Origin of the sequence: Pseudomonas fakonensis, from assembly GCF_019139895.1 — a bacterium.
GTDB classification, from domain to species: domain Bacteria; phylum Pseudomonadota; class Gammaproteobacteria; order Pseudomonadales; family Pseudomonadaceae; genus Aquipseudomonas; species Aquipseudomonas fakonensis.
Genome location: NZ_CP077076.1, coordinates 5,793,113 through 5,813,365, shown reverse-complemented (window position 1 = coordinate 5,813,365; position 20,253 = coordinate 5,793,113). Strand labels below are relative to the sequence as shown.

General features: G+C 64.0%; 16 protein-coding genes and 1 pseudogene. 5 read left to right on the top strand and 12 right to left on the bottom strand.

Features of this window, described 5'->3' with window-relative positions:
* Window positions 1-15: 15 nt before the first annotated feature.
* The 4 genes from rfbD to rfbB are packed head-to-tail and all read right to left on the bottom strand — an operon-like array spanning window position 16 to window position 3,372.
* Complete coding sequence (gene rfbD, locus KSS94_RS25615; protein ID WP_217840808.1) at window positions 16-876, bottom strand: dTDP-4-dehydrorhamnose reductase; 861 nt, start codon at window positions 874-876, stop codon at window positions 16-18.
* Window positions 873-1,421, bottom strand: a complete 549-nt coding sequence (gene rfbC, locus KSS94_RS25610) for a dTDP-4-dehydrorhamnose 3,5-epimerase (protein ID WP_217840807.1) — start codon at window positions 1,419-1,421, stop codon at window positions 873-875. The genes rfbD and rfbC overlap by 4 nt, the downstream gene beginning before the upstream one ends.
* Entirely contained in the window at window positions 1,418-2,293 is an 876-nt protein-coding gene (gene rfbA, locus KSS94_RS25605) for a glucose-1-phosphate thymidylyltransferase RfbA (RefSeq protein WP_217840806.1), read from the bottom strand. Before rfbA ends, rfbC begins: the two co-directional genes overlap by 4 nt.
* Window positions 2,290-3,372 (bottom strand): dTDP-glucose 4,6-dehydratase, encoded by a 1,083-nt coding sequence (rfbB, locus tag KSS94_RS25600; RefSeq protein ID WP_217840805.1) that lies wholly within the window; start codon window positions 3,370-3,372, stop codon window positions 2,290-2,292. Before rfbB ends, rfbA begins: the two co-directional genes overlap by 4 nt.
* Before the next feature lie 168 nt (window positions 3,373-3,540).
* Here rfbB and KSS94_RS25595 point away from each other — a divergent pair, with 168 nt between their 5' ends.
* Window positions 3,541-6,441 (top strand): aminotransferase, encoded by a 2,901-nt coding sequence (locus KSS94_RS25595; protein ID WP_217840804.1) that lies wholly within the window; start codon window positions 3,541-3,543, stop codon window positions 6,439-6,441.
* A 268-nt stretch (window positions 6,442-6,709) separates the two neighbouring features.
* Complete coding sequence (gene aguA, locus KSS94_RS25590; protein WP_217840803.1) at window positions 6,710-7,816, top strand: agmatine deiminase; 1,107 nt, start codon at window positions 6,710-6,712, stop codon at window positions 7,814-7,816.
* A 584-nt stretch (window positions 7,817-8,400) separates the two neighbouring features.
* Here aguA and KSS94_RS25585 read toward each other — a convergent pair.
* Window positions 8,401-10,485 carry a TonB-dependent receptor gene (locus KSS94_RS25585; RefSeq protein WP_217840802.1) on the bottom strand — a complete coding sequence of 695 codons (2,085 nt, stop codon included), beginning with the start codon at window positions 10,483-10,485 and terminating at the stop codon, window positions 8,401-8,403.
* A gap of 506 nt (window positions 10,486-10,991) precedes the next feature.
* Between KSS94_RS25585 and KSS94_RS25580 the strand changes: the two genes are divergently transcribed.
* Window positions 10,992-12,293 (top strand): OprD family porin, encoded by a 1,302-nt coding sequence (locus tag KSS94_RS25580; protein ID WP_217840801.1) that lies wholly within the window; start codon window positions 10,992-10,994, stop codon window positions 12,291-12,293.
* Window positions 12,294-12,446: 153 nt separating this feature from the next.
* On the opposite strand, the pseudogene KSS94_RS25575 reads toward KSS94_RS25580, so the two are convergent.
* The 6 genes and pseudogenes from KSS94_RS25575 to KSS94_RS25550 form a co-directional block, all read right to left on the bottom strand.
* A pseudogene (locus tag KSS94_RS25575) lies at window positions 12,447-12,710 on the bottom strand (FMN-binding glutamate synthase family protein); the annotation flags it as partial.
* 113 nt (window positions 12,711-12,823) lie between these two features.
* A complete protein-coding gene (locus KSS94_RS25570) occupies window positions 12,824-13,075 on the bottom strand; it encodes a YfhL family 4Fe-4S dicluster ferredoxin (RefSeq protein ID WP_011531711.1) in 252 nt (83 codons plus the stop codon).
* 121 nt (window positions 13,076-13,196) lie between these two features.
* Window positions 13,197-13,676 (bottom strand): pantetheine-phosphate adenylyltransferase, encoded by a 480-nt coding sequence (gene coaD / locus KSS94_RS25565; RefSeq protein ID WP_217840800.1) that lies wholly within the window; start codon window positions 13,674-13,676, stop codon window positions 13,197-13,199.
* A 111-nt stretch (window positions 13,677-13,787) separates the two neighbouring features.
* The gene (locus KSS94_RS25560; RefSeq protein ID WP_217840799.1) at window positions 13,788-15,386 is read right to left on the bottom strand and encodes a GMC family oxidoreductase; all 1,599 of its coding nucleotides are present in this window, start codon (window positions 15,384-15,386) and stop codon (window positions 13,788-13,790) included.
* A gap of 157 nt (window positions 15,387-15,543) precedes the next feature.
* A complete protein-coding gene (locus tag KSS94_RS25555; RefSeq protein ID WP_217840798.1) occupies window positions 15,544-16,029 on the bottom strand; it encodes a twin-arginine translocation pathway signal protein in 486 nt (161 codons plus the stop codon).
* 13 nt (window positions 16,030-16,042) lie between these two features.
* A complete protein-coding gene (locus KSS94_RS25550) occupies window positions 16,043-17,467 on the bottom strand; it encodes a coniferyl aldehyde dehydrogenase (RefSeq protein WP_217840797.1) in 1,425 nt (474 codons plus the stop codon).
* Between the two features lie 170 nt (window positions 17,468-17,637).
* Between KSS94_RS25550 and KSS94_RS25545 the strand changes: the two genes are divergently transcribed.
* The gene (locus KSS94_RS25545) at window positions 17,638-18,303 is read left to right on the top strand and encodes a TetR/AcrR family transcriptional regulator (protein ID WP_217840796.1); all 666 of its coding nucleotides are present in this window, start codon (window positions 17,638-17,640) and stop codon (window positions 18,301-18,303) included.
* 35 nt (window positions 18,304-18,338) lie between these two features.
* A complete protein-coding gene (locus tag KSS94_RS25540; protein WP_217840795.1) occupies window positions 18,339-19,193 on the top strand; it encodes a sulfurtransferase in 855 nt (284 codons plus the stop codon).
* A 426-nt stretch (window positions 19,194-19,619) separates the two neighbouring features.
* Here the strand turns inward: KSS94_RS25540 and KSS94_RS25535 are convergent, their stop codons facing one another.
* Entirely contained in the window at window positions 19,620-19,991 is a 372-nt protein-coding gene (locus KSS94_RS25535) for a hypothetical protein (RefSeq protein ID WP_217840794.1), read from the bottom strand.
* Window positions 19,992-20,253: the final 262 nt, after the last annotated feature.

Below are 20,253 nucleotides of genomic sequence, written 5' to 3'. Positions count from 1 at the left end.
TGGCGCAATTATGCGCTACTTGAGGCAGTCGATCAGCGCTTGATGCCAGTGCGGCTGGCTGACCTGCCACTGTTCGGCGAGCCGGCTGCAGTCCAGGCGCGAATTGAGCGGGCGCCGGGCCGGGGTCGGGTACTCGCTGGAGGGGATCGGCAACAGCTCGGCGCAGGGCAGGCCGCGGGCCTTGAGCTGCTCGCCGATGGCCTGGGCGAAGCCGAACCACGACGTTTCACCCTGGGCTGTCAGGTGGTAAGTGCCCCAGGCGCCAGCCTGGCCCTGTTGCCAACGCTCGATCAGCGCGCGGGTGCTGGCGGCGATGGTGCCGGCCCAGGTGGGGGCGCCAATCTGGTCGGCCACCACTTTGAGCTGCGGCTTTTCCTGCAGCAGGCGCTGCATGGTCAGCAGGAAGTTGCGCCCATGCTGCGAGTAGACCCAGCTGGTGCGCAGGATCAGGTGCTTGCCGCCGACGGCAGTGATGGCGCGCTCACCCGCCAGCTTGCTGGCACCATACACCCCCAGTGGGTTTGGCGTGTCATCCTCGGTGTAGGGCGCAGGTTTGCTGCCGTCGAACACGTAGTCGGTGGAGTAGTGGATCAGCGGCACGCCCAGGCGCGCGGCTTCTTCGGCCAGCACCCGGGGGGCTTCGGCATTGATTGCGAAGGCGAGTGCTTCCTCGCTCTCGGCCAGATCCACTGCGGTGTGGGCGGCGGCGTTGATGATCAAATCGGGTGCCTGATCGCGCAGCGGCGCACGCAACTGCTCGGGCTTGGCCTGGTCGAGCTGGTCGCGGCCAAGCAGCAGCACCTCGCCCAGCCCCACTAACGAGCTGCCCAGCGCCTGGGCTACCTGGCCGTTATGGCCGCACACCAGAATTTTCATGGGAACAGCTCCGCGTCCTTGAGCAGAACAGCGGCCTGGTCCTTGGCCGACAACTGTGGCTGCAGCCCGTCCAGCTGCCAGTCGATGGCCAGTTGTGGGTCGTCCCAGCGGATGCTGCGTTCGGCGGCGGGGTTGTAGTAGTCGGTGGTCTTGTACAGAAACTCGGCCGATTCGCTGAGCACCACGAAACCATGGGCGAAACCAGCCGGGACCCACAGCTGCCGGTGGTTGTCGGCACTCAGCCGCTCGGCTACCCAGTGGCCAAAGGTCGGCGAGCTGCGGCGAATGTCCACCGCCACGTCCAGCACCTCGCCCTGTACCACCCGCACCAGCTTGCCCTGGGGGTTCTGCACCTGATAATGCAGCCCGCGCAGCACGCCGCGTTGCGAGCGCGAGTGGTTGTCCTGGACGAACTCGATGTTGACACCGGTTCGCTCGGCAAAGGCGCGGGCATTGAAGCTTTCGTAGAAAAAGCCGCGGCTGTCGCCGAAGACCTTGGGCTCGATGATCAGTACGTCAGGAATTACGGTGTTGACGATGTTCATGGCGTCTCTTCAAGCAGCTTGCTCAGGTACTGGCCGTAACCTGTCTTCTTCAGTTCCTCTGCCTTCTTCTCCAGCTGTTCGCGGCTGATCCAGCCTTTCTGGAAGGCGATCTCCTCGAGGCAGGCGACTTTCAGGCCCTGGCGGTGTTCGATGGTCTGCACGTACTGCGAGGCTTCCAGCAGGCTGTCGTGGGTGCCGGTGTCGAGCCAGGCGAAGCCCCGGCCGAAGCGTTCAACCCGCAGGTCGCCGCGCTTGAGGTAGGCATTGTTGACGTCGGTGATTTCCAGTTCGCCACGTGGCGATGGCTTGATGGTCCTGGCGATTTGCACCACATCGTTATCGTAGAAGTACAGCCCGGTCACGGCGTAGCTGGACTTCGGCTTCGCCGGTTTCTCTTCGATCGACAGCGCTCGGCCCGTGTCGTCATATTCAACCACGCCGAAGCGCTCCGGATCTTTTACCCAGTAGCCGAACACCGTGGCGCCGGATGGCTGGTTGACCGCACGCAGCAACTGCTCGCTGAAGCCCTGGCCGTGGAAGATGTTGTCGCCGAGGATCAGGCAGACCGGGTCGTTACCGATGAATTCTTCGCCAATCAGGAACGCCTGTGCCAGGCCGTCCGGGGACGGTTGTTCGGCGTAGCTGATGTTCACGCCGAACTGGCTGCCGTCACCGAACAGCTGGCGGTACTGGGGCAGGTCCTGGGGGGTGGAAATCAGCAAAATATCGCGAATGCCGGCAAGCATCAGTACCGAGATCGGGTAGTAGATCATCGGCTTGTCGTAGATCGGCAGCAGTTGCTTGGATACGCCGAGGGTGATCGGGTGCAGCCGAGTCCCGGAGCCTCCCGCTAGTACGATACCTTTTGTCATGCAATCAGATCCTTGATGTTGGAGTTGCCCAGGCGCTGGCCCTGGTAGCTGCCATCCTGCACATGCTGGCACCAGTCCAGGTTGGCCAGGTACCACTGAACGGTCTTGCGCAGGCCGCTCTCGAAGGTTTCATCCGGGGTCCAGCCGAGCTCGCGCTCGATCTTGCCGGCATCGATGGCGTAGCGCTGGTCATGACCCGGGCGGTCCTGGACGTAGGTGATCAGGTCGGCGTAGTTCGCCACACCGGCGGGTCGTTCTGGGGCGAGTTCCTCGAGCAGGGCGCACAGCGAGTGCACCACGTCGATGTTCTTCTGCTCGTTGTGCCCGCCGATGTTGTAGGTTTCGCCGACCTTGCCGGCGGTCACCACCGTGAGCAGCGCGCGGGCGTGGTCTTCGACGTACAACCAGTCGCGAACCTGCTGGCCGTTACCATAGACAGGCAAAGGCTTGCCGGCGAGGGCGTTGAGGATGATCAGTGGAATCAGCTTTTCCGGGAAGTGGAATGGGCCGTAGTTGTTCGAGCAGTTGGTCAGCAGTACCGGCAGCCCGTAGGTGCGGTGCCAGGCGCGTACCAGGTGATCGGAGGCCGCCTTGCTGGCCGAATAGGGCGAGCTGGGGGCATAGGGCGTGGTTTCGGTGAACAGGTCATCGACCCCGTGCAGGTCGCCATAGACCTCGTCGGTGGAGATGTGGTGGAAGCGGAAAGCCTCGCGCCCGGGCGCCTGCAGAGTGTTCCAGTAGCCGCGCACCGCTTCGAGCAGGCTGTAAGTGCCGACGATGTTGGTCTGGATGAAGTCCGACGGGCCGTCGATCGAACGGTCGACATGCGACTCGGCAGCCAAGTGCATGACCGCGTGCGGTTGGAAGCGCGCCAGCAGGGCACTGACAGTAGCCTGATCGCCGATATCGGCCTGGACGAACTCGTAGCGGCTATTGCTGGCGATGCTTTGCAGCGATTCCAGGTTGCCCGCGTAGGTCAGCTTGTCGAGGTTGAGAACTTCGTGCTCGGTGTTGTCGAGCAGGTGGCGAATCAGGGCGGAGCCAATGAAGCCGGCACCGCCGGTGACGAGAATGCGCATGTACGGTTGCCTGTCAAAGAGGAAATGGCAATAGCATAGCGTGTCGGATGCCTCCCTAGATGGCAAGCACATCGGTGACTTGCCGGGAATTTAAACTTTTCCTATTGCCGCTTGTGTATCGGCCACGGTAATGGCGATATAGGCAAAAAAAAACGAGGTCCCCTGCAAATGCCCCTGAGTACCCTGATCCAGCGTTCGAGCCAGCCAAGCCCATCGTTGGGTGAAGCCCAGGCCCATGACCTGCTGCGGTCGCATTACGATTTGCAGGGCAGCCTGCAGGCGCTAGGCAGCCAGCAGGACCTGAATTTTCGTGTCGACACCGATCAGGGCCGCTTCGTGCTCAAGGCCTGCCACGGCAGCTACGCCGAAGCAGAGCTGCAGGCCCAGCATGCAGCGCTGGCCTATCTGCGTCTGCACGGTGTGCCGGCGCCGAAAGTGCGCCCGGCGAAGAGCGGCGACGAGCTGCTGGCGGTGGAAATCGATGGCCAGCCACTGCGGGTACGCCTGCTCGACTATATCGACGGCGAGCCGCTGACCCGCCTCAAACATATGCCGGTGCGCCTGATGGCCGAGCTGGGCGCCTTGTGCGCACGTCTCGATCTGGCCCTGGCAGGCTTCGATCACCCAGGGCTCGAACGCACCCTGCAATGGGACCCGCGCCATGCCGTGGCGTTGGTCGAGCACCTGTTGCCAGTGGTCAGCAACCCGCAGCGCCGCGAGCAGGTCGCCGCGCTGGCCGCCCAGGCGGCGCAGGCGCTGGCTCCGCTGGTGGCGCAGTTGCCGGTGCAGGCGGTGCACCTGGACATCACCGACGACAACGTGGTCTGGGCCCGTGACGAGCAGCGCGAGTGGCAGGTGCAGGGGGTGATAGACTTCGGCGACCTGCTGCGCACCTGGCGCATCGCCGACCTGTCGGTGACCTGCTCGGCCTTGCTGCACCACGCCGAAGGCGACCCGCTGCGAATCCTTGCGAGCGTTTCGGCCTACCACGCCGTGAACCCGCTGCAAACCGCCGAATTGCGCGCCCTGTGGCCGCTGGTGCAACTGCGCGCCGCGGTATTGGTGCTGAGCAGCGAGCAGCAACTGGCGGTCGATCCGGGCAACCAGTACACCCGCGATAACATCGCCCATGAATGGCAGATCTTCGATACCGCCAACGCCGTGCCGGCGGCTCTGATGGAGGTGGCGATCCTTCAGGCCGCTGGCCAGGCACCGGCGCAACCGGACCTGAGCGGTTGTGCACCGTTGCTGGCGTCCATCGCCGGGCAAGCGGTGCGGCATGTCGACCTTGGGGTGCTCAGCCCGCACTGCGAAGCGGGCAATTGGCAGGCGCCGGGTTTCGACCAGCGCCTGCTGGCTGCGCAGCCTGCGCCGGCCTGCAGCTTGTATGGCCAATACCGCCTGTCGCAGACCCATATCGACCGCGCCGATGAACCGGCCACCTGCGCCTTGGGCGTTGAGTTGCACGTGCTGCCGGGCAGCGCCTTGCAAGCCCCGCAGGACGGCGTATGGCAGCGCGTGGACGCCCAGCGTGGCTGCCTGCGCACCGAGGCCTGGAGCCTCTGGCTCGATGGCCTCGAAGAGGCCCCGGCCGACGGCCAGGTGTTGCAACGTGGTCAGGCGCTGGGCGCGACCTGCGGGTATCTGCGGGTGCAGCTGTGCCTGGGCAGCGAGGCCCGGCCGCCGTTCTTCGCAACGCCCGCGCATGCTGCTGCCTGGCTGGCGCTGTGCCCGTCGCCGACAGTATTGCTCGGTGTTGACTGCGACGCCGAACCGCTGGCCGACCCGCAGGCGCTGCTGGCCCGGCGTGACGCAAGCTTCGCCCGCTCGCAGAAGCACTACTATGCCCAGCCGCCGCACATCGAGCGCGGCTGGCGCAACTACCTGATCGACATGCAGGGCCGCTCGTACCTCGACATGCTCAACAACGTCGCGGTGCTTGGCCATGGCCACCCGCGCATGGCCGCCGAGTCGGCGCGCCAGTGGTCGTTGGTCAACACCAACTCGCGCTTTCACTACGCGGCCATCGCCGAATTCTCCGAGCGCTTGCTCGAGGTGGCGCCAGAAGGCTTCGACCGGGTGTTCCTGGTCAACAGCGGTACCGAGGCCAACGACCTGGCGATCCGCCTGGCCTGGGCCTACAGCGGCGGGCGTGAGCTGCTCAGCGTGCTGGAGGCGTATCACGGCTGGTCGGTAGCCACCGATGCCATCTCCACCTCCATCGCCGACAACCCGCAGGCGCTGGAAACCCGCCCCGACTGGGTGCACCCGGTCGAGGCGCCGAACATGTTCCGCGGGCGTTTCCGTGGTGCAGACAGTGCCGACGACTACTTGCGTGACGTCGACGCCAAGCTGGCAGCCATCGATGCCAGCGGGCGTCAGCTGGCCGGCATGATCTGCGAGCCGGTGTACGGCAACGCTGGCGGCATTTCGCTGCCGCCGGGCTACCTGCAGCAGGCATACGCCAAGGTGCGCCAGCGCGGCGGGGTGTGCATCGCCGACGAGGTGCAGGTGGGCTATGGGCGCCTGGGCGAGTATTTCTGGGGTTTCGAGGAGCAGGGCGTGGTGCCGGACATCATCACCATGGCCAAGGGCATGGGCAATGGCCAGCCGTTGGGCGCGGTGATCACCCGCCGCGAGATTGCCGAGGCGCTGGAGGCCGAGGGCTACTTCTTCTCGTCGGCCGGCGGCAGCCCGGTGAGCTGCCGCATCGGCATGGCGGTACTCGAGGTGATGCGCGACGAGGGCCTGTGGGACAACGCCCGTGATGTGGGCCGTTACTTCAAGGCGCGCCTCGAGGCACTGGTCGATAAACATCCGCTTGCCGGCGCCGCCCATGGCTCGGGCTTCTACCTGGGCCTGGAGCTGGTGCGTGACCGCAACACCCTGGAGCCTGCCAGCGAGGAAACCATGGCCCTGTGCAACCGCCTGCGCGAGCTGGGGATCTTCATGCAGCCGACCGGGGACTACCTGAACATCCTCAAGATCAAGCCACCGATGTGCACCACCAAGGCCAGCGTGGACTATTTCGTCGACAGCGTGGACCGCATTCTGTCCGAAGGGTTGTGAGCGCCCATCGGCCTGATCGCCGGTGTGGGCAGCACAAGGCAGGCGCCCCCTCAGACTCGCGGCGTGCCTTGTCTGCCTCCTTAAAATCGATTGTTATCGGTGTTATCTTGCGATTATAAGAAAATATTTTCTCAATCGCTATTTAAAGCCGATATTTATCGGTTGTAATATCGGCTACCTTATCGCCTGCCTATACTGGCTGGCCTGCTTGCACCCTATTCGTTCAACGACCTGGCGCCCCTGGCCCGGGCCTTCGCAGAGGTTACCCATGAAGACCCTCAATTCGACCCCGCGCGCCGACGGCTTCCACATGCCCGCCGAATGGGCCCCGCAAACCCAGGTCTGGATGGTCTGGCCGGAGCGCCCGGACAACTGGCGCCTGGGCGGCAAGCCGGCGCAGGCGGCCCACGTGACCCTGGCCAAGGCCATCGCGCGTTTCGAGCCGGTCACCGTGGCGGTGTCCGCCGGGCAGTACGAAAACGCCCGTCGCCAGCTGGACATGCCCAACATCCGCGTGGTCGAAATCAGCAACGACGACGCCTGGGTACGTGACACCGGCCCGACCTTCGTGATCAACGATCACGGCGAAGTGCGCGGCGTGGACTGGGGCTTCAATGCCTGGGGCGGCTTCGATGGCGGCCTGTACGCACCATGGAACCGTGACGAAGAGCTGGCCGCCAAGGTCATGGAAATGGAACGTGTGCAGCGCTACCACACCGAGGGCTTCGTGCTTGAGGGCGGCTCGATCCACGTCGATGGCGAAGGCACCCTGATCACCACCGAGGAATGCCTGCTCAACCGCAACCGCAACCCGCACCTGAACCGCGAGCAGATCGAAGACGTTCTGCGTGAGCACCTGGCGGTGGACACCATCATCTGGCTGCCGGACGGCCTGTACAACGACGAGACCGATGGCCACGTCGACAACTTCTGCTGTTACGTAAGCCCGGGCGAAGTGTTACTGGCCTGGACCGATGATTCCAACGACCCCAACTACGCGCGCTGTCACGCCGCCTTCGAGGTGCTGAAAAATAGCCGCGATGCCAAGGGCCGCGAGTTTGTGGTGCACAAGATGCCCATCCCCGGCCCGCTGTTCGCCACCGAAGAAGAATGCGCCGGTGTCGACCAGGTGGCCGGCAGCCAGGAGCGCGACCCGTCGGTGCGCCTGGCTGGTTCCTACGTGAACTTCCTGATCGTCAACGGCGGGATCATTGCGCCGAGCTTTGACGACCCGGCAGATGCACAGGCCAGAGCCATCCTGGCGAAGATCTTCCCCGACCATGAGGTGGTTATGATCCCCGGTCGCGAGCTGTTGCTGGGCGGTGGCAACATCCACTGCCTGACCCAACAGCAGCCGGCACCCGCCAAGCGCTGAGCCCTGGCAAAGCAAAAGCCCGTCCTTGTGACGGGCTTTTTTGTGGGCGACGACGGGCTGCAGGGCAGGATGGCACACCTCTTGTATTGTTTTTTCATTGTGTTTCAGCGGGATAGGTCTACGCCGTTCTGTAACAAACCTTACGTAAGTTAGCCGCTCACGGGCCCAGGGAGTGCGTGTGGAAATGAATGCAGCAAGTGAGTCGGCTATGCCCCCATCGGCAGTAAACCATGAATCGCTCAAAATTCTGGCGCAGTGGCTTAAGCACCATGGAAGCATCCGGGTCAGGACGACCGACCCACGACGTCTGCTGAATGGGCGATACCCTCAGGGGCTGATCAGCGATGCAGAGCTCGATGCGCTGCTGGCTGTGTGGCACTGAATCGGGACGCAGCCTTTGCGTTAAAAAAACGCCAGCGCATTTGCGCTGGCGTTTTTGTTTGCCCGCCCTGACGCAGGTTGTGTAGGAGCGGCCTTGTGTCGCGAAAGGCCTGCGCAGCAGGCCCGGCAATCGTGGGTGGAGCGCAAATCCTGGGCCCGCTACGCGGGCCTTTCGCGACACAAGGCCGCTCCTACAGGGGGCGTCAGAAGCTATAGGTCCCGGTCACCACCAGGTTGCGCGGGTCGCCGAACTGGATCTGCGCCGCACTGGTGGCCGAGCTGTAGTAGGTCTTGTCGGCGATGTTGTTCAGCGCCGCGCGTACATCCCAGTCGCGGGTGCGGTAACCGGCCAGGGCATCCCAGCGGCCATAGCCCGGCAGCCTGATGGTGTTCTGGTTATCGGCGAAACGCTCGCCCACCAGGGTCAGCCCGGTTTCGGCGTACCAGCCTAGCTGCGGCTTCCAGGTCACGAACAGGCTGGCGTTGCGCCGGGCCACATCATTGATGCGGTTGCCTTCCTGGCCGTTGTTGTCCTTGACGATGGTGGCGTCCTGCAGACCGATGCCGCCGCGTACGTACCAGTTGCCCCCCACGTGGCCGTTGGCGGTCAGCTCGATGCCGCGCGAGCGTTGCAGGCCCGACATCAATGTGATGGTCGGGTCATTCGGGTCGCGGGTGCGGCGGTTGTACAACTCAAGCTCGTAGATCGCCAGGGTGGTGGTCAGGCGCTCGTCCAGCCAGTCGCTCTTGACCCCGATTTCCTTTTGCCGGGTCTGCTCCGGGTCGGTCTGGTTGGTGTTGCCGGTTGCGCCCGGGGTGATGCCGATCAGCCCGCCGCCCACCGGCGAGTAGGTCTTGCTCCAGGAGGCATAGAACGAATGCTCGCGCCACGGTGTGTAGACCACGCCCAGGCGCGGGCTGACGCTGTTGTCGTCCTGCTTTTCGCTGAGGCCGTTCAGCTTGTTGGTGGTGTCTACCTCGAACTGGTCGAAGCGCACGCCGGCCAGCAGTTGCCACTGCTCGTTCAGGCGAATCTGGTCCTGCAGGTAGACGCCGCGGCTGTCGACCACGGTGTGGTTGTTGCTCGACACCGGCATCGGGCCGTTGTGCTGCAGGCCACGGTCGGGGTTGTTCAGGTCAAGCGAGGGTACCGACCCGTTGCGGGCGCTGCGCAGCACCGGGTCGCGGCGCTGGTTGCCGAACTCCAGGCCCAGCAGCAGGGTGTGCTCCAGGCCCCAGGTGGCGAAGTCGCCCTCGGCCTCGAGGTTGTTGAACAGGTTGCGGGTGTTCAGGTCCTGCTGCCAGCGCTGCCGGGTGAGCAGGTTGGTGCGTGGGTTGTAGGCGGTCTGGTAGGTGTTGTCGAACTCGCTGTCGAGCTTGAACAGGCCCAGGGTGTGGCGCAGCTGCCAGTGCTCGTTCAGCTGGTAGTTCAGGCGCGAGCGCAGCGACTCGGCGCGGTCATCGATGTAGTCACGCTGGATATCGCCGTACGTTGTGCTGCGGCTGACGTCCGCCGGGCGCCCGGTCAGCGGGTTGCCCGGAATGCCGCGGTCGGGGGTACGGTTGTAGCGGCTGTACTCGTACTGCACCAGCCAGTCCAGGTCTGGGCTCAGTTGCCAGCGCATCGAGGGGGCGAACAGCTGGCGGTTACCGTCGACGCCGTGGCGGAAGCTGTTGCTGTCTTCGTTGCCCATGTTCAGGCGCAGGCTGAGGGTGTCGCTGGGGTCGGCGCTGAGGTCGGCATAAAGGCTGCGCAGGTCCTGGCTGCCGGCCTGGGCCTCGATGCTCGAGCGGCGCCCGTGCTCGGGTGCCTTGCTCACCCGGTTGACGATACCGCCCTGGCTGCCACGGCCATACAGCACGGCAGCCGGGCCTTTGAGCACCTCGACCCGTTCGATGTTGTGCAGGTCGCGGGTGTACTGGCTGTCGTCGCGAACGCCGTCCAGGTAGAAGTCGTTGCTGGCGTCGAAGCCCCGGATGCGCAGGCTGTCGAAGCGGGTGTCGGCGCCGCTACTGACGTTGGGTATGCCTTCGAGTGCCTTGCCCAGGCTGCTGTTGCCGTAGTCCAGGGCGGTGCGCGCCTTGACTGTGTCGATAGCCTGGGGCACGTAGCGCACCGGGGTCGAGGTGCGGGTTGCGGTGCTGACTTCGCGCACGCGCGGGTTGTCTTCCTCGCGTTCGGTGTCAGCGTTTACCGAGGTTTCCGGCAGGGTGGTGGCGGCACTGGCCAGGCTGGCGCCGAGCAGCAGCGTGAGGCCCAGGGGTGATAGGTGGCGGGGGGCAGGCATTGCAGGTGTCCGGATAGAGGGATGAGAAACCGGCGCGGATGTTAATGGGATGTATTCGCTATTGCATGCCTATTTGTAAAGCCTTGTCTTTACATATGTATCCATTTGTAACGTTGATGTCGTTCGGAATCGCTCATCCCTAGCGCTTTTCTCGGCCTGGGTCTGTCAGGCGTATATGACAGTTGTGCGGTTTTTTTCCGCAATTCATGAAAGAGATAAAAATGCGCTGACTCAGGGCATTCAGGCGTGAGAATGCACTATCTCTGACCTCGTTTTTGGTTATATCAACCTACAATTCACGTTTTTTTGACATGTATAAGCAGGCGCGGATAGGATTCGGCCTCTACGCCTGCTGGCCATGACCTGGCCATGAGGCTCAAAGGCCCGCCGCAGGCACTCTGCAGGCCTTTGAGCCGGATCCGCATAGCGTCGAACCTACGAAGGGGCGTTGGTTCCTGGCGTTTTTATGCAGCGCGTTTTTGAACTAGCAATAAGGAAAATAAACAATGTTGAAAACCAGGATCAGCCTGGTCGCCCTGGCGATGATCGCCGCGACCCAGGCACAGGCCAATGAGCAGGCCGATAGCAAGGGCTTCATCGAAGACAGCCACGCCAGCGTGCTGCTGCGCAACGCCTTCATCAACCGTGACAAGAAGCACCACGACAACGACCAGTCCCAATGGGGCCAGGGCGTGATCGCCAACTTCTCCTCCGGCTTCACCCAGGGCACCGTCGGTGTCGGCGTCGATGCGTTCGGCTTGTACGCCGTGCGTCTGGATGGCGGCAAGGGTCGCAATGGTGGCGGCGGTATCGACTTCTTCAAGCGCGAGAACAGCGTCAATGCCCGCGAGCGCAGCGATGCAGCCAATGACCTGGCCCGTGCTGGTGGCGCCATCAAGTTCCGTGTTTCCAACACCGTGCTCAAGTATGGTGACCAGATGCCGGCCTTGCCGGTGCTGCAGTACGACGATTCGCGCCTGCTGCCGGAAAGCTACACCGGTACCCTGATCACCTCCAAGGAAATCAAAGGCCTGGAGCTGAACGCCGGTCACTTCACTTCCGAAGCGCGCAAGAGCGCCGAAGGTCGTGACAGCGGCGGCCTGAAGTCGATCGATGTCCTCGGCGGCAGCTACAAGTTCACCGACAACTTCACCGCCTCCGTCTATGGGTCTGACATTCAGGACGTGATGAAGAAGTACTACCTGGGCCTGAACTACGTCTACCCGATCGCGGCCGACCAGTCCCTGACCCTGGACTTCAACGGCTACAAGTCGAGCATTGCCGACAAGTACGTGCAGAAGGCCGAGCTGACCGGTGACAGCAACACCATCTGGAGCCTGGCGGCCACCTACGCCTTCGGCCCGCACTCGATCACCCTGGCTCACCAGCGCAGCACCGGCAGCACCGGCTACAACTACGGCTGGTACCAGAACCAGGGCGGCGTGGGTGACGGTGGTTCGACCATCTACCTGGCCAACTCCTACTGGTCCGACTTCAATGCCGAGGATGAGCGTTCCTGGCAACTGGGTTACGGCTTGGACTTCGGCGCCTTCGGCATGCCTGGGCTGACCTACAAGATCGCCTATGTGGTGGGTGACAACATCAACACCCACGGCTTCGGCGAAGGCAAGGAGCGCGAGATCTTCAACCAGCTGCGCTACGTGGTCCAGGAAGGCCCGGCCAAGGACCTGTCGGTCAAGCTGCGTGGTTCGTTCCTGCGTACCAACAACGCAGTCCAGCAGAACGGCTACAACGACGACGGCAACGAAGTCCGCGTATTCGTCGAGTACCCGATCAGCATCTTCTGATACTGACCAGGCGTCTCCAGCAACCCCGGCCTTGGCCGGGGTTGTTCGTTTCTGGCTCTGCAACGTTGCCACTGCTCGTGTGGGAGCAACTGTCTTGTGCTGCCTGAACCGGCCTCATCGCCGGCAAGCCGGCTCCTACAGGTACAGCGCAGGCCTGAGGCTAATGCGATCCCTGCGGGAGCGGGAGAACGGCAGCTTGTCGTCATCACTTTCGATCAGGTAGCGGATGTTGCCCAGGATCGGGTAGTTGCGCCGTACGACGTGGTGGGTTTGGTGCATATCGTTGAGCCCGACCAGGCTCAGCAGGGCGCAAGCCAGACCCAAAGGCCACAGTGTGGAGAGGAAGAATAGGCTGGTGAAGATGCCCAGCAGGCACAGCGCCAGGCAGGCGTAACGGCTTGGGTGCGAGGCTTTCATGGGGCCGCCGCAGGCGGCGGAAAACCAGGGGGTCGGTAAAAGACTGTTACGCAGCAGGTGGGCTGCGCCCCGCGTTCAGGCAACGCCGGGGCAGCAGGTGCGCGCGAGCGCTATCAGGCCTTGCCGGTGATGCGGCGGTACTTGGCCATCAGTTCGTCTTCGGTCTCGGGGTGGGCTTCATCCAGGGGGATGCAGTCGACCGGGCAGACCTGCTGGCATTGCGGCTCGTCGTAGTGGCCCACGCACTGGGTGCACAGGTTGGGGTCGATCACGTAGATCTCTTCGCCTTGCGAGATGGCGGCGTTCGGGCACTCGGGTTCGCAGACGTCGCAGTTGATGCAATCGTCGGTGATGATCAGGGACATGGGGACTCCGGCCGGGGCGTCGGGCCCGGGCATGTTTCAAAGCGATGTGCGCAATTGTGCCGCATTCGGGCCCGCAGTGCACGCAGGCGCGACCAGCAAGCCGCGCCGTTGCCTTTAAAGCTTACTTGCGAAAGCGCTCGGTCAGCGCATCGGCCACCGCCGGGTGGACGAATTTGGTGATATCACCGCCTAACGCTGCGATTTCCCGCACCAGCGTCGAGGAAATGAACGAATAACGCTCGGACGGGGTGAGGAACAGGCTCTCGACGTCCGGGGCCAACTGGCGGTTCATGTTGGCCAGCTGGAATTCGTACTCGAAGTCGGACACCGCGCGCAGGCCGCGCAGGAACACGTTGGCGCCCTGTTCCTTGGCGAAATGCGCCAGCAGCGAGGAGAAGCCGATGACTTCGACATTGGGCAGGTGCTTGGTGACCTCGCGGGCCAGCTCGACCCGTTGTTCCAGCGGAAACAGCGGGTTTTTCTTGGGGCTGGCCGCCACGGCGATGATCACGTGGTCGAACAGCCGCGAGGCGCGCTCTACCAGGTCGCCATGGCCTTTGGTAATGGGGTCGAAAGTACCCGGGTACAACACTCGGTTCATCGCGTCTTCCTGGCTGGAGTGCGTTGGGGACTCGGATGGTAGCGCAGCGACTGCGCCCGGCCAAGTCGTGCGGCCGCCCGATGGCACTATAGACAGGGCATGCGCGGGCTGTCATGCCCCGGGTGCCAGGCGGCCGAGCAGCCCATCGCTGAGCCGTGCGGCCAGGGCATACACCGACAATTGCGGGTTGGCGCCAATGCTGGTGGGGAACAGCGAGCCATCGTGGACCGACAGGTTGGCCAACTGGTGGTGCCGGCCGAGGCTGTCGCAGACCGCCTGGCGCGGGTCTTCGCCCATGGCGCAGCCGCCCATCACATGGGCGCTGCCCAGGCGCATGCGCATGGTGTCCAGGGCCAGGCCGTCGATCATGGCCCGCACCAGCTCGCGGCTTGCGGCATAGCCTGCGTCGCCGTGGACCGGCATCACCTGGCGGGCGCCAGCGGCGAACTGGATCTGCGCCATGTTGTGCCAGGCTCGGCGCAAGCCATCGCGCAGGTAGTCGTTGACGGGGTAGTCGAGCACCGGCGAGCCATCGTCGCGTAGTTGTACCTGGCCGCCCTGGCTCTGCGGGTGGAAGCCGTCGCGCAGCAACGCCAGCATCACGTGGGTGTGCGGCAGTTCGGCCATGCGCAGAGCATTGTTGCGGCCATGGCCGCCGAGCAGGGTGCTGGCCAGCGCTGGGTGCAGCGGCGGCACCTCAAGCTTGTAGCCCACCGGGCCATCGACGCCACCCTGCCATTGGAACTGGTCGCTGTAGATCGATTGCGGTGCACCGTAGTAGGGGTCGATTTTCTCCTCGAACTGCGCGGCGCTGAAGTTCACCAGGTGCAGGAAGGTGCGCTTGCCCAGGCGCTGGTGCGGGTCGGGCGCCTGGGAGCGCAGCAGCAGGGCCGGGCTGTTGATACCGCCACCGGCCAGTACGTAGTGGCGGGCCTGGACCCGGATTTGCCGCCCGGTCGGGTGCACGCCCTTGGCGTCCAGGGCCTGGCAATGCAGTTGCAAGATGCGCTCGCCGTCATGGCTCAAATACATCGCGCGGGCCAGGTAGAGCAGTTCGCCGCCGTGCTCGAGGGTTGCCGGGATGCTGGTCACCAGCATCGACTGCTTGGCGTTCACCGGGCAGCCCATGCCGCAGTAGCCCAGGTTCCAGCAGCCACGCACGTTGCGTGGGATTACCGCCCAGCGGTGGCCGAGGGCTTCGCAGCCGCGGCGCAGTACGTCGTTGTTGGGGTTGGGCGGCATGGCCCAGGGGCTGATGCCCAGGCGCTGCTCCATGCGCTCGAACCAGGGCGCCATGCTGGCCTGGTCCAAGCCCTTCACCCCGTGCACCTGGGCCCAATGCTGCAGGGTTTGCGCCGGGGTACGGAAGCTCGAGGCCCAGTTGACCAGGGTGGTGCCGCCCACCGCCCGGCCCTGCAGGATGGTGATGGCGCCGTCCTTGCTGAGCCGGCCGAGGCCCTCCTGGTACAGGTCGGCGTAGGCCTCGCTTTCCAGCAGGTGGAAGTCGCTGCTGGTCTTCAGCGGGCCTTCCTCGATCAGCAGCACTTTCAGCCCAGCGGCGCTGAGGATCTCAGCCGTGGTGGCGCCACCTGCGCCGCTGCCGATGATGGCGACGTCGGCCTCAAGCGTCAGGTCCTGGTCCAGGCGCGAGCCATCGTGGGTGATCCAGCCTCGTTCGAGGCCTTGGCGAAACGGGTCGGGTACGGGCATCGCGGCGTCAGTCCTCATGGAAAATCGATAACGGGCTGGCTTGGCAAGAACACTGTGGGAACAACTGTCTTGTGCTGGCTGTACCGGCCTCATCGCCGGCAAGCCGGCGATGAGGCCGGTACAGCCAGCCCAGGACGGTTGCTCCCACGCAGAGCACTCAGATCTTGGGTGGGCCTGGGTAGCCACAGGCGGCCCAGGCCTCGGGCCGTTCGTACCAAGCCATCAGCAGCAGTTGCAGCAGCGATGCATGCCCCTGGCGCAGCATTTCCAGTGAGCTGGTTCGCCAGCGCTCGAGAAACGCCTCGACCTGCTTGCTGCTCGCATTACCCCAGCTACCCCACACCCCGGTCAGCGGCCCGCGGGTCACCGGCAGGCTGAGCACGTCGAACAGCTGCCGGGTGAGCTTGAGCATGGCCGGCGACAGCGCCGCGACTTTGCTGTCCAGGCTGCTCAGCACCGTGTGAACGCTAGCCTGGGTGCCCGCCAGCACCACGGGTATCAAGGCTTCGAGCAGCGGCAGGTCGTCATCGCGCAGCACCTGGTAGCCGGCTGCGGCCCCTTGCTTGCTGCAGCCGACCAGGCTGGCAGTGCCGAGGAACAGGCTGGCGCCCAGGCCGAATTTGAGCAGCTCGCGTCGTTGCATGGGCGGCCCCTTTTCAACGGATGAACAGCTTGTACACCAGGCGTTGCAGGGCTTTGCCATAGGGCGGATAGATCAGCCGGGCAGCGTTCAGGCGCTGCTTGGCCAGCACCGCCTTGGCCTTGCTGAAGGTCTGGAAACCCTCGCGCCCGTGGTAATGGCCCATGCCCGAAGGGCCGATGCCGCCGAACGGCAGGTCGTCCTGGGCCACGTGCAGCAAGGTGTCGTTGAGGCAGACGCCGCCGGAGTGGGTGTCGCGCAGGACCCGCGCCTGCTCGCTGCGGTCGTAACCGAAGTAGTAGAGCGCCAGCGGGCGAGGGCGCTGGTTGATATAGGCCAGTGCCTCATCAAGGCTGTCGTAGGGCACCAGAGGCAGCAGCGGGCCGAAGATTTCTTCCTGCATCACCTGCATGCGCTCGTTCACCTCCAGCAGCAGGTGTGGCGGCAGGCGCCGGCCCTGGCGGGGCTGGTCAGGGTACAGGTCGCGCACCTCGGCGCCTTGTTCGCGGGCATCGCTCAACAGCCGCTCCAGGCGCTCCAGCTGGCGCGGGTTGATGATCGCGCTGTAGTCGGGGTTGTCGGCAATGCGTGGGTACAGCCGGTGCACCGCCTGGCGATAGGCCTCGGCAAAGGCGCCCAGGCGCTCGCGGGGCACCAGTACGTAGTCGGGGGCGACGCAGGTCTGCCCGGCATTGAGGGTCTTGCCGAAGGCGATGCGTTCGGCGGCGGTGGCCAGTGGCACGTCCTGCGAGACGATGGCCGGCGACTTGCCGCCCAGTTCCAGCGTCACCGGTGTGAGGTTTTGCGCTGCGGCCAGCATCACCTGGCGGCCGACGCCGGTGGCGCCGGTGAACAGCAAGTGGTCGAACGGCAGGCGGGCGAAGGCCTGGCCCACCTGCACATCGCCCAGCACCACGCTCACCAGGTCTTCGGGGAATACCCGCCCCAGCAGCGTCTTGAGCGCTTGCCCGGTAGCCGGGGTGGCTTCGCTGAGCTTGAGCATTACCCGGTTGCCGGCAGCCAGGGCGCAGGTCAGCGGGCCGATGGCGAGAAACAGCGGGTAGTTCCACGGCACGATGATGCCCACCACCCCCAGCGGCTGGTACAACACCCGCGCGCTGGCCGGCTGGAAGGCCAGGCCGGCGCGGCGTCGGGCAGGGCGCATCCAGCGCTGCAGGTGGCGCTCGGCATGGCGCAGGCCCTGCACCGATGGCAGCAGTTCGGCCAGCAGGGTTTCGTCCGCGCTGCGCCCGTCGAAGTCGCGGTCGATGGCCTCGATCAGTGCCTGCTGCCCGCTCACCAGCGCTTGGCGCAGGCTTTTCAGCCACTGCCGGCGCTGCGCTGCGGGTGGCATGGAGTGGCTGGCAAAAGCCCGGCGCAGGTCGGCGAACGTCGCCTCCAGGCCGAGGTCCGAACAGACAGGGGGCAGTGTCGAGGTCATGGCGCGGGTACCGGCGATCAAAGGTGAATAGAGCCTATACTCTAATTCGCTGCCCGGTGAGGGGTTTTTCCGCCCAACCTGCGGACTTTTACGCAGCCTTCATCTGACGCATCGCGGTGGCAAACCGTATGATGCCGACTTGACCGTGAGCCTGGAGACTGGAGCTGAGCATGGCCCCGCGCATGAAGACCCGTGAGCGCATCGTGCAGAACAGCCTGGAGCTGTTCAACCAGCAGGGCGAGCGCAGTGTCAGTACCAACCACATCGCCGCGCACATGGAAATTTCGCCCGGCAACCTCTATTACCACTTCCCCAACAAGCAGGCGATCATCGCCGTGCTGTTCAGCCAGTACGAAGAGCTGGTCGACAGTTTTTTGCGCCCGCCCCAGGGCCGCGGCGCCACGGTCGAGGACAAGCGTTTTTATCTGAAGGCACTGCTGGCGGCGATGTGGAATTACCGCTTCCTGCATCGCGACCTCGAGCACTTGCTGGACAGCGACCCCGAGCTTGCCGCGCGCTACCGGCGTTTCTCGCAGCGTTGCCTGCAGCAGGGCCAGGCGATCTACCGGGGCTTCGTCGAGGCCGGCATCCTGGCCATGGACACCGCACAGATCGAATCGCTGACCATCAACGCCTGGATCGTGCTGACGTCCTGGGTGCGTTTTCTCAGCACCACTCGCGAACATTCCGCGCACCTGGGTGAAGAAGCCTTCAAGCGCGGCGTCTATCAGGTACTGGTGCTGGAGTTGGGTTTCGTAACGCCCGGCTCGCGTGCTGCGGTCGGCAGTTTATGCGACGAATTCCACATACCCTTCAACCAGGCGCTGGAGCACTGAGCCGGCGCCCTTGAGCCATCCATCAGGAGATTGTCATGCCCCTTGCGCAACTGATCACCCCGCAGCAGCTGGCCGAGCGCCTGGATGTGCCAGGCCTGGTGATCCTCGATTGCCGTTTTGCCCTGGAAGATGTCGATTATGGCCAGCGCAGTTATGCCCTGGGGCATATCGCCGGTGCGCATTTCGCTGACCTTGAGCGCGACCTCAGCGGGCCGGTGGTCAAGGGCCGGACCGGGCGGCACCCGCTGCCTGAGCCTGGGCACTTGGTCGAGCGCCTACGTGAGTGGGGTATGGATGCCGACAGTGAGGTGGTGCTGTATGACGACGGCCCGGGTGCGTTTGCCGCGCGGGCCTGGTGGTTGCTGGCCTGGTTGGGCAAGCGCGACGGCGTGTTCATTCTGGATGGCGGCCTGAAGGCCTGGCACGCGGCGCACCTGCCGCTGAGCCTGGACCCGCCGGTGCGCCGCGAAGGCACCTTCAGCGGTGAGCCAGACATGAAATTGCTGATCGATGCCCAGCACCTGGCCAAGCGCCTGGACGACCCGGCGATGACCTTGCTCGATGCTCGGGCGTTGCCGCGGTTTCGCGGTGAGGTGGAGCCGATCGACCCGGTGGCCGGGCATATTCCGGGGGCGCAGTGTGCGGCGTTTACCGAAAACCTGGGGGCGGATGGGCGGTTTTTGCCGGCCGAGCAGTTGGCTGCGCGGTTTGCCGAGAAGCTGGGAGGGCGTAAGCCCGAACAACTGGTGGCTTATTGCGGGTCGGGGGTGACGGCTTGCCATAACCTGTTTGCCCTGGCGTTGGCGGGGTATCCGTTGGGGCGGTTGTATGCGGGGTCTTGGAGTGAGTGGATCAATGATTCTTCGCGGGGGGTTGTTAAGGGGGGGTGAGGGGCGGATGTTGATTAATTGATTAATTGATTAATTGGTTAATTGATTAATTGATTAATTGGTTAATTGGTTAATTGGTTAATTGGTTGGTTTTGGAAGTTGTATGCGCATTCATTATTTGTAGTGACGCTTATTCACCTTTCCGCCCTTACGGCGGCTCACTTTTTGAAGCATCAAAAAGTAAGCAAAAAATGCTCGCTCCATTCATCCGGCCCCTGCGCTGCGCTCCGGGGTCCCCTCACTCCGGGCTTGCTCCGGGGGTACGCGCCGACGGGCCGTCCCTGGCCCGATCGGCGCTCGACCGGCATCCATGCCGGTCGCCCCCCTACGCAATCCCTGCGTTCGGCCTCCTGAAGTCGCGAAGTTAGGGGCGGCGCCTGGGAGTACGCAGCTCGGTCGCTAGTTGCCACCGTGGGAACTCAGGATTTAATCGCGGGGCAAGCCCGCTCCCACGTGGTTCAGCGTGCGCAGTTCTAACGTGGGAGCGGGCTTGCCCCGCGATTGCGTCAGAACAAACAACACATCAATAGCAATCAAACCAACATCCCAGCTGTTGATCTGGCTGTTGATCTGGCTGTTGATCTGGCTGTTGATCTGGCTGTTGATCTGGCTGTTGATCTGGCTGTTGATCTGGCTGTTGATCTGGCTGTTGATCTGGCTGTTGATCTGGCTGTTGATCTGGCTGTTGATCTGGCTGTTGATCTGGCTGTTGATCTGGCTGTTGATCTGGCTGTTGATCTGGCTCTTGATCTGGCTCTTGATCTTGCTTCTAAGCGCGCGGTAGTTCAGACAACACAAATCGCGACTTCAGGAGGCCGAGCGTAGGGATTGCGTAGGAGGGCGACCGGCATGGATGCCGGTCGAGCGCCGATCGGGCCAGGGACGGCCCGTCGGCGCGTACCTCCGGAGCAAGCCCGGAGCGAGGGAACCCCCGAAGCGCAGCGTAGGGGGCCGGATGATGGGAGCAGACGGCTTTGCCTACTTTGGCCACGACCAAAGTAGGCCGCCGTAAGGGCGGAAAGGTGACGAAAAGCCTCTATCGTCAATGAATGCGCATACA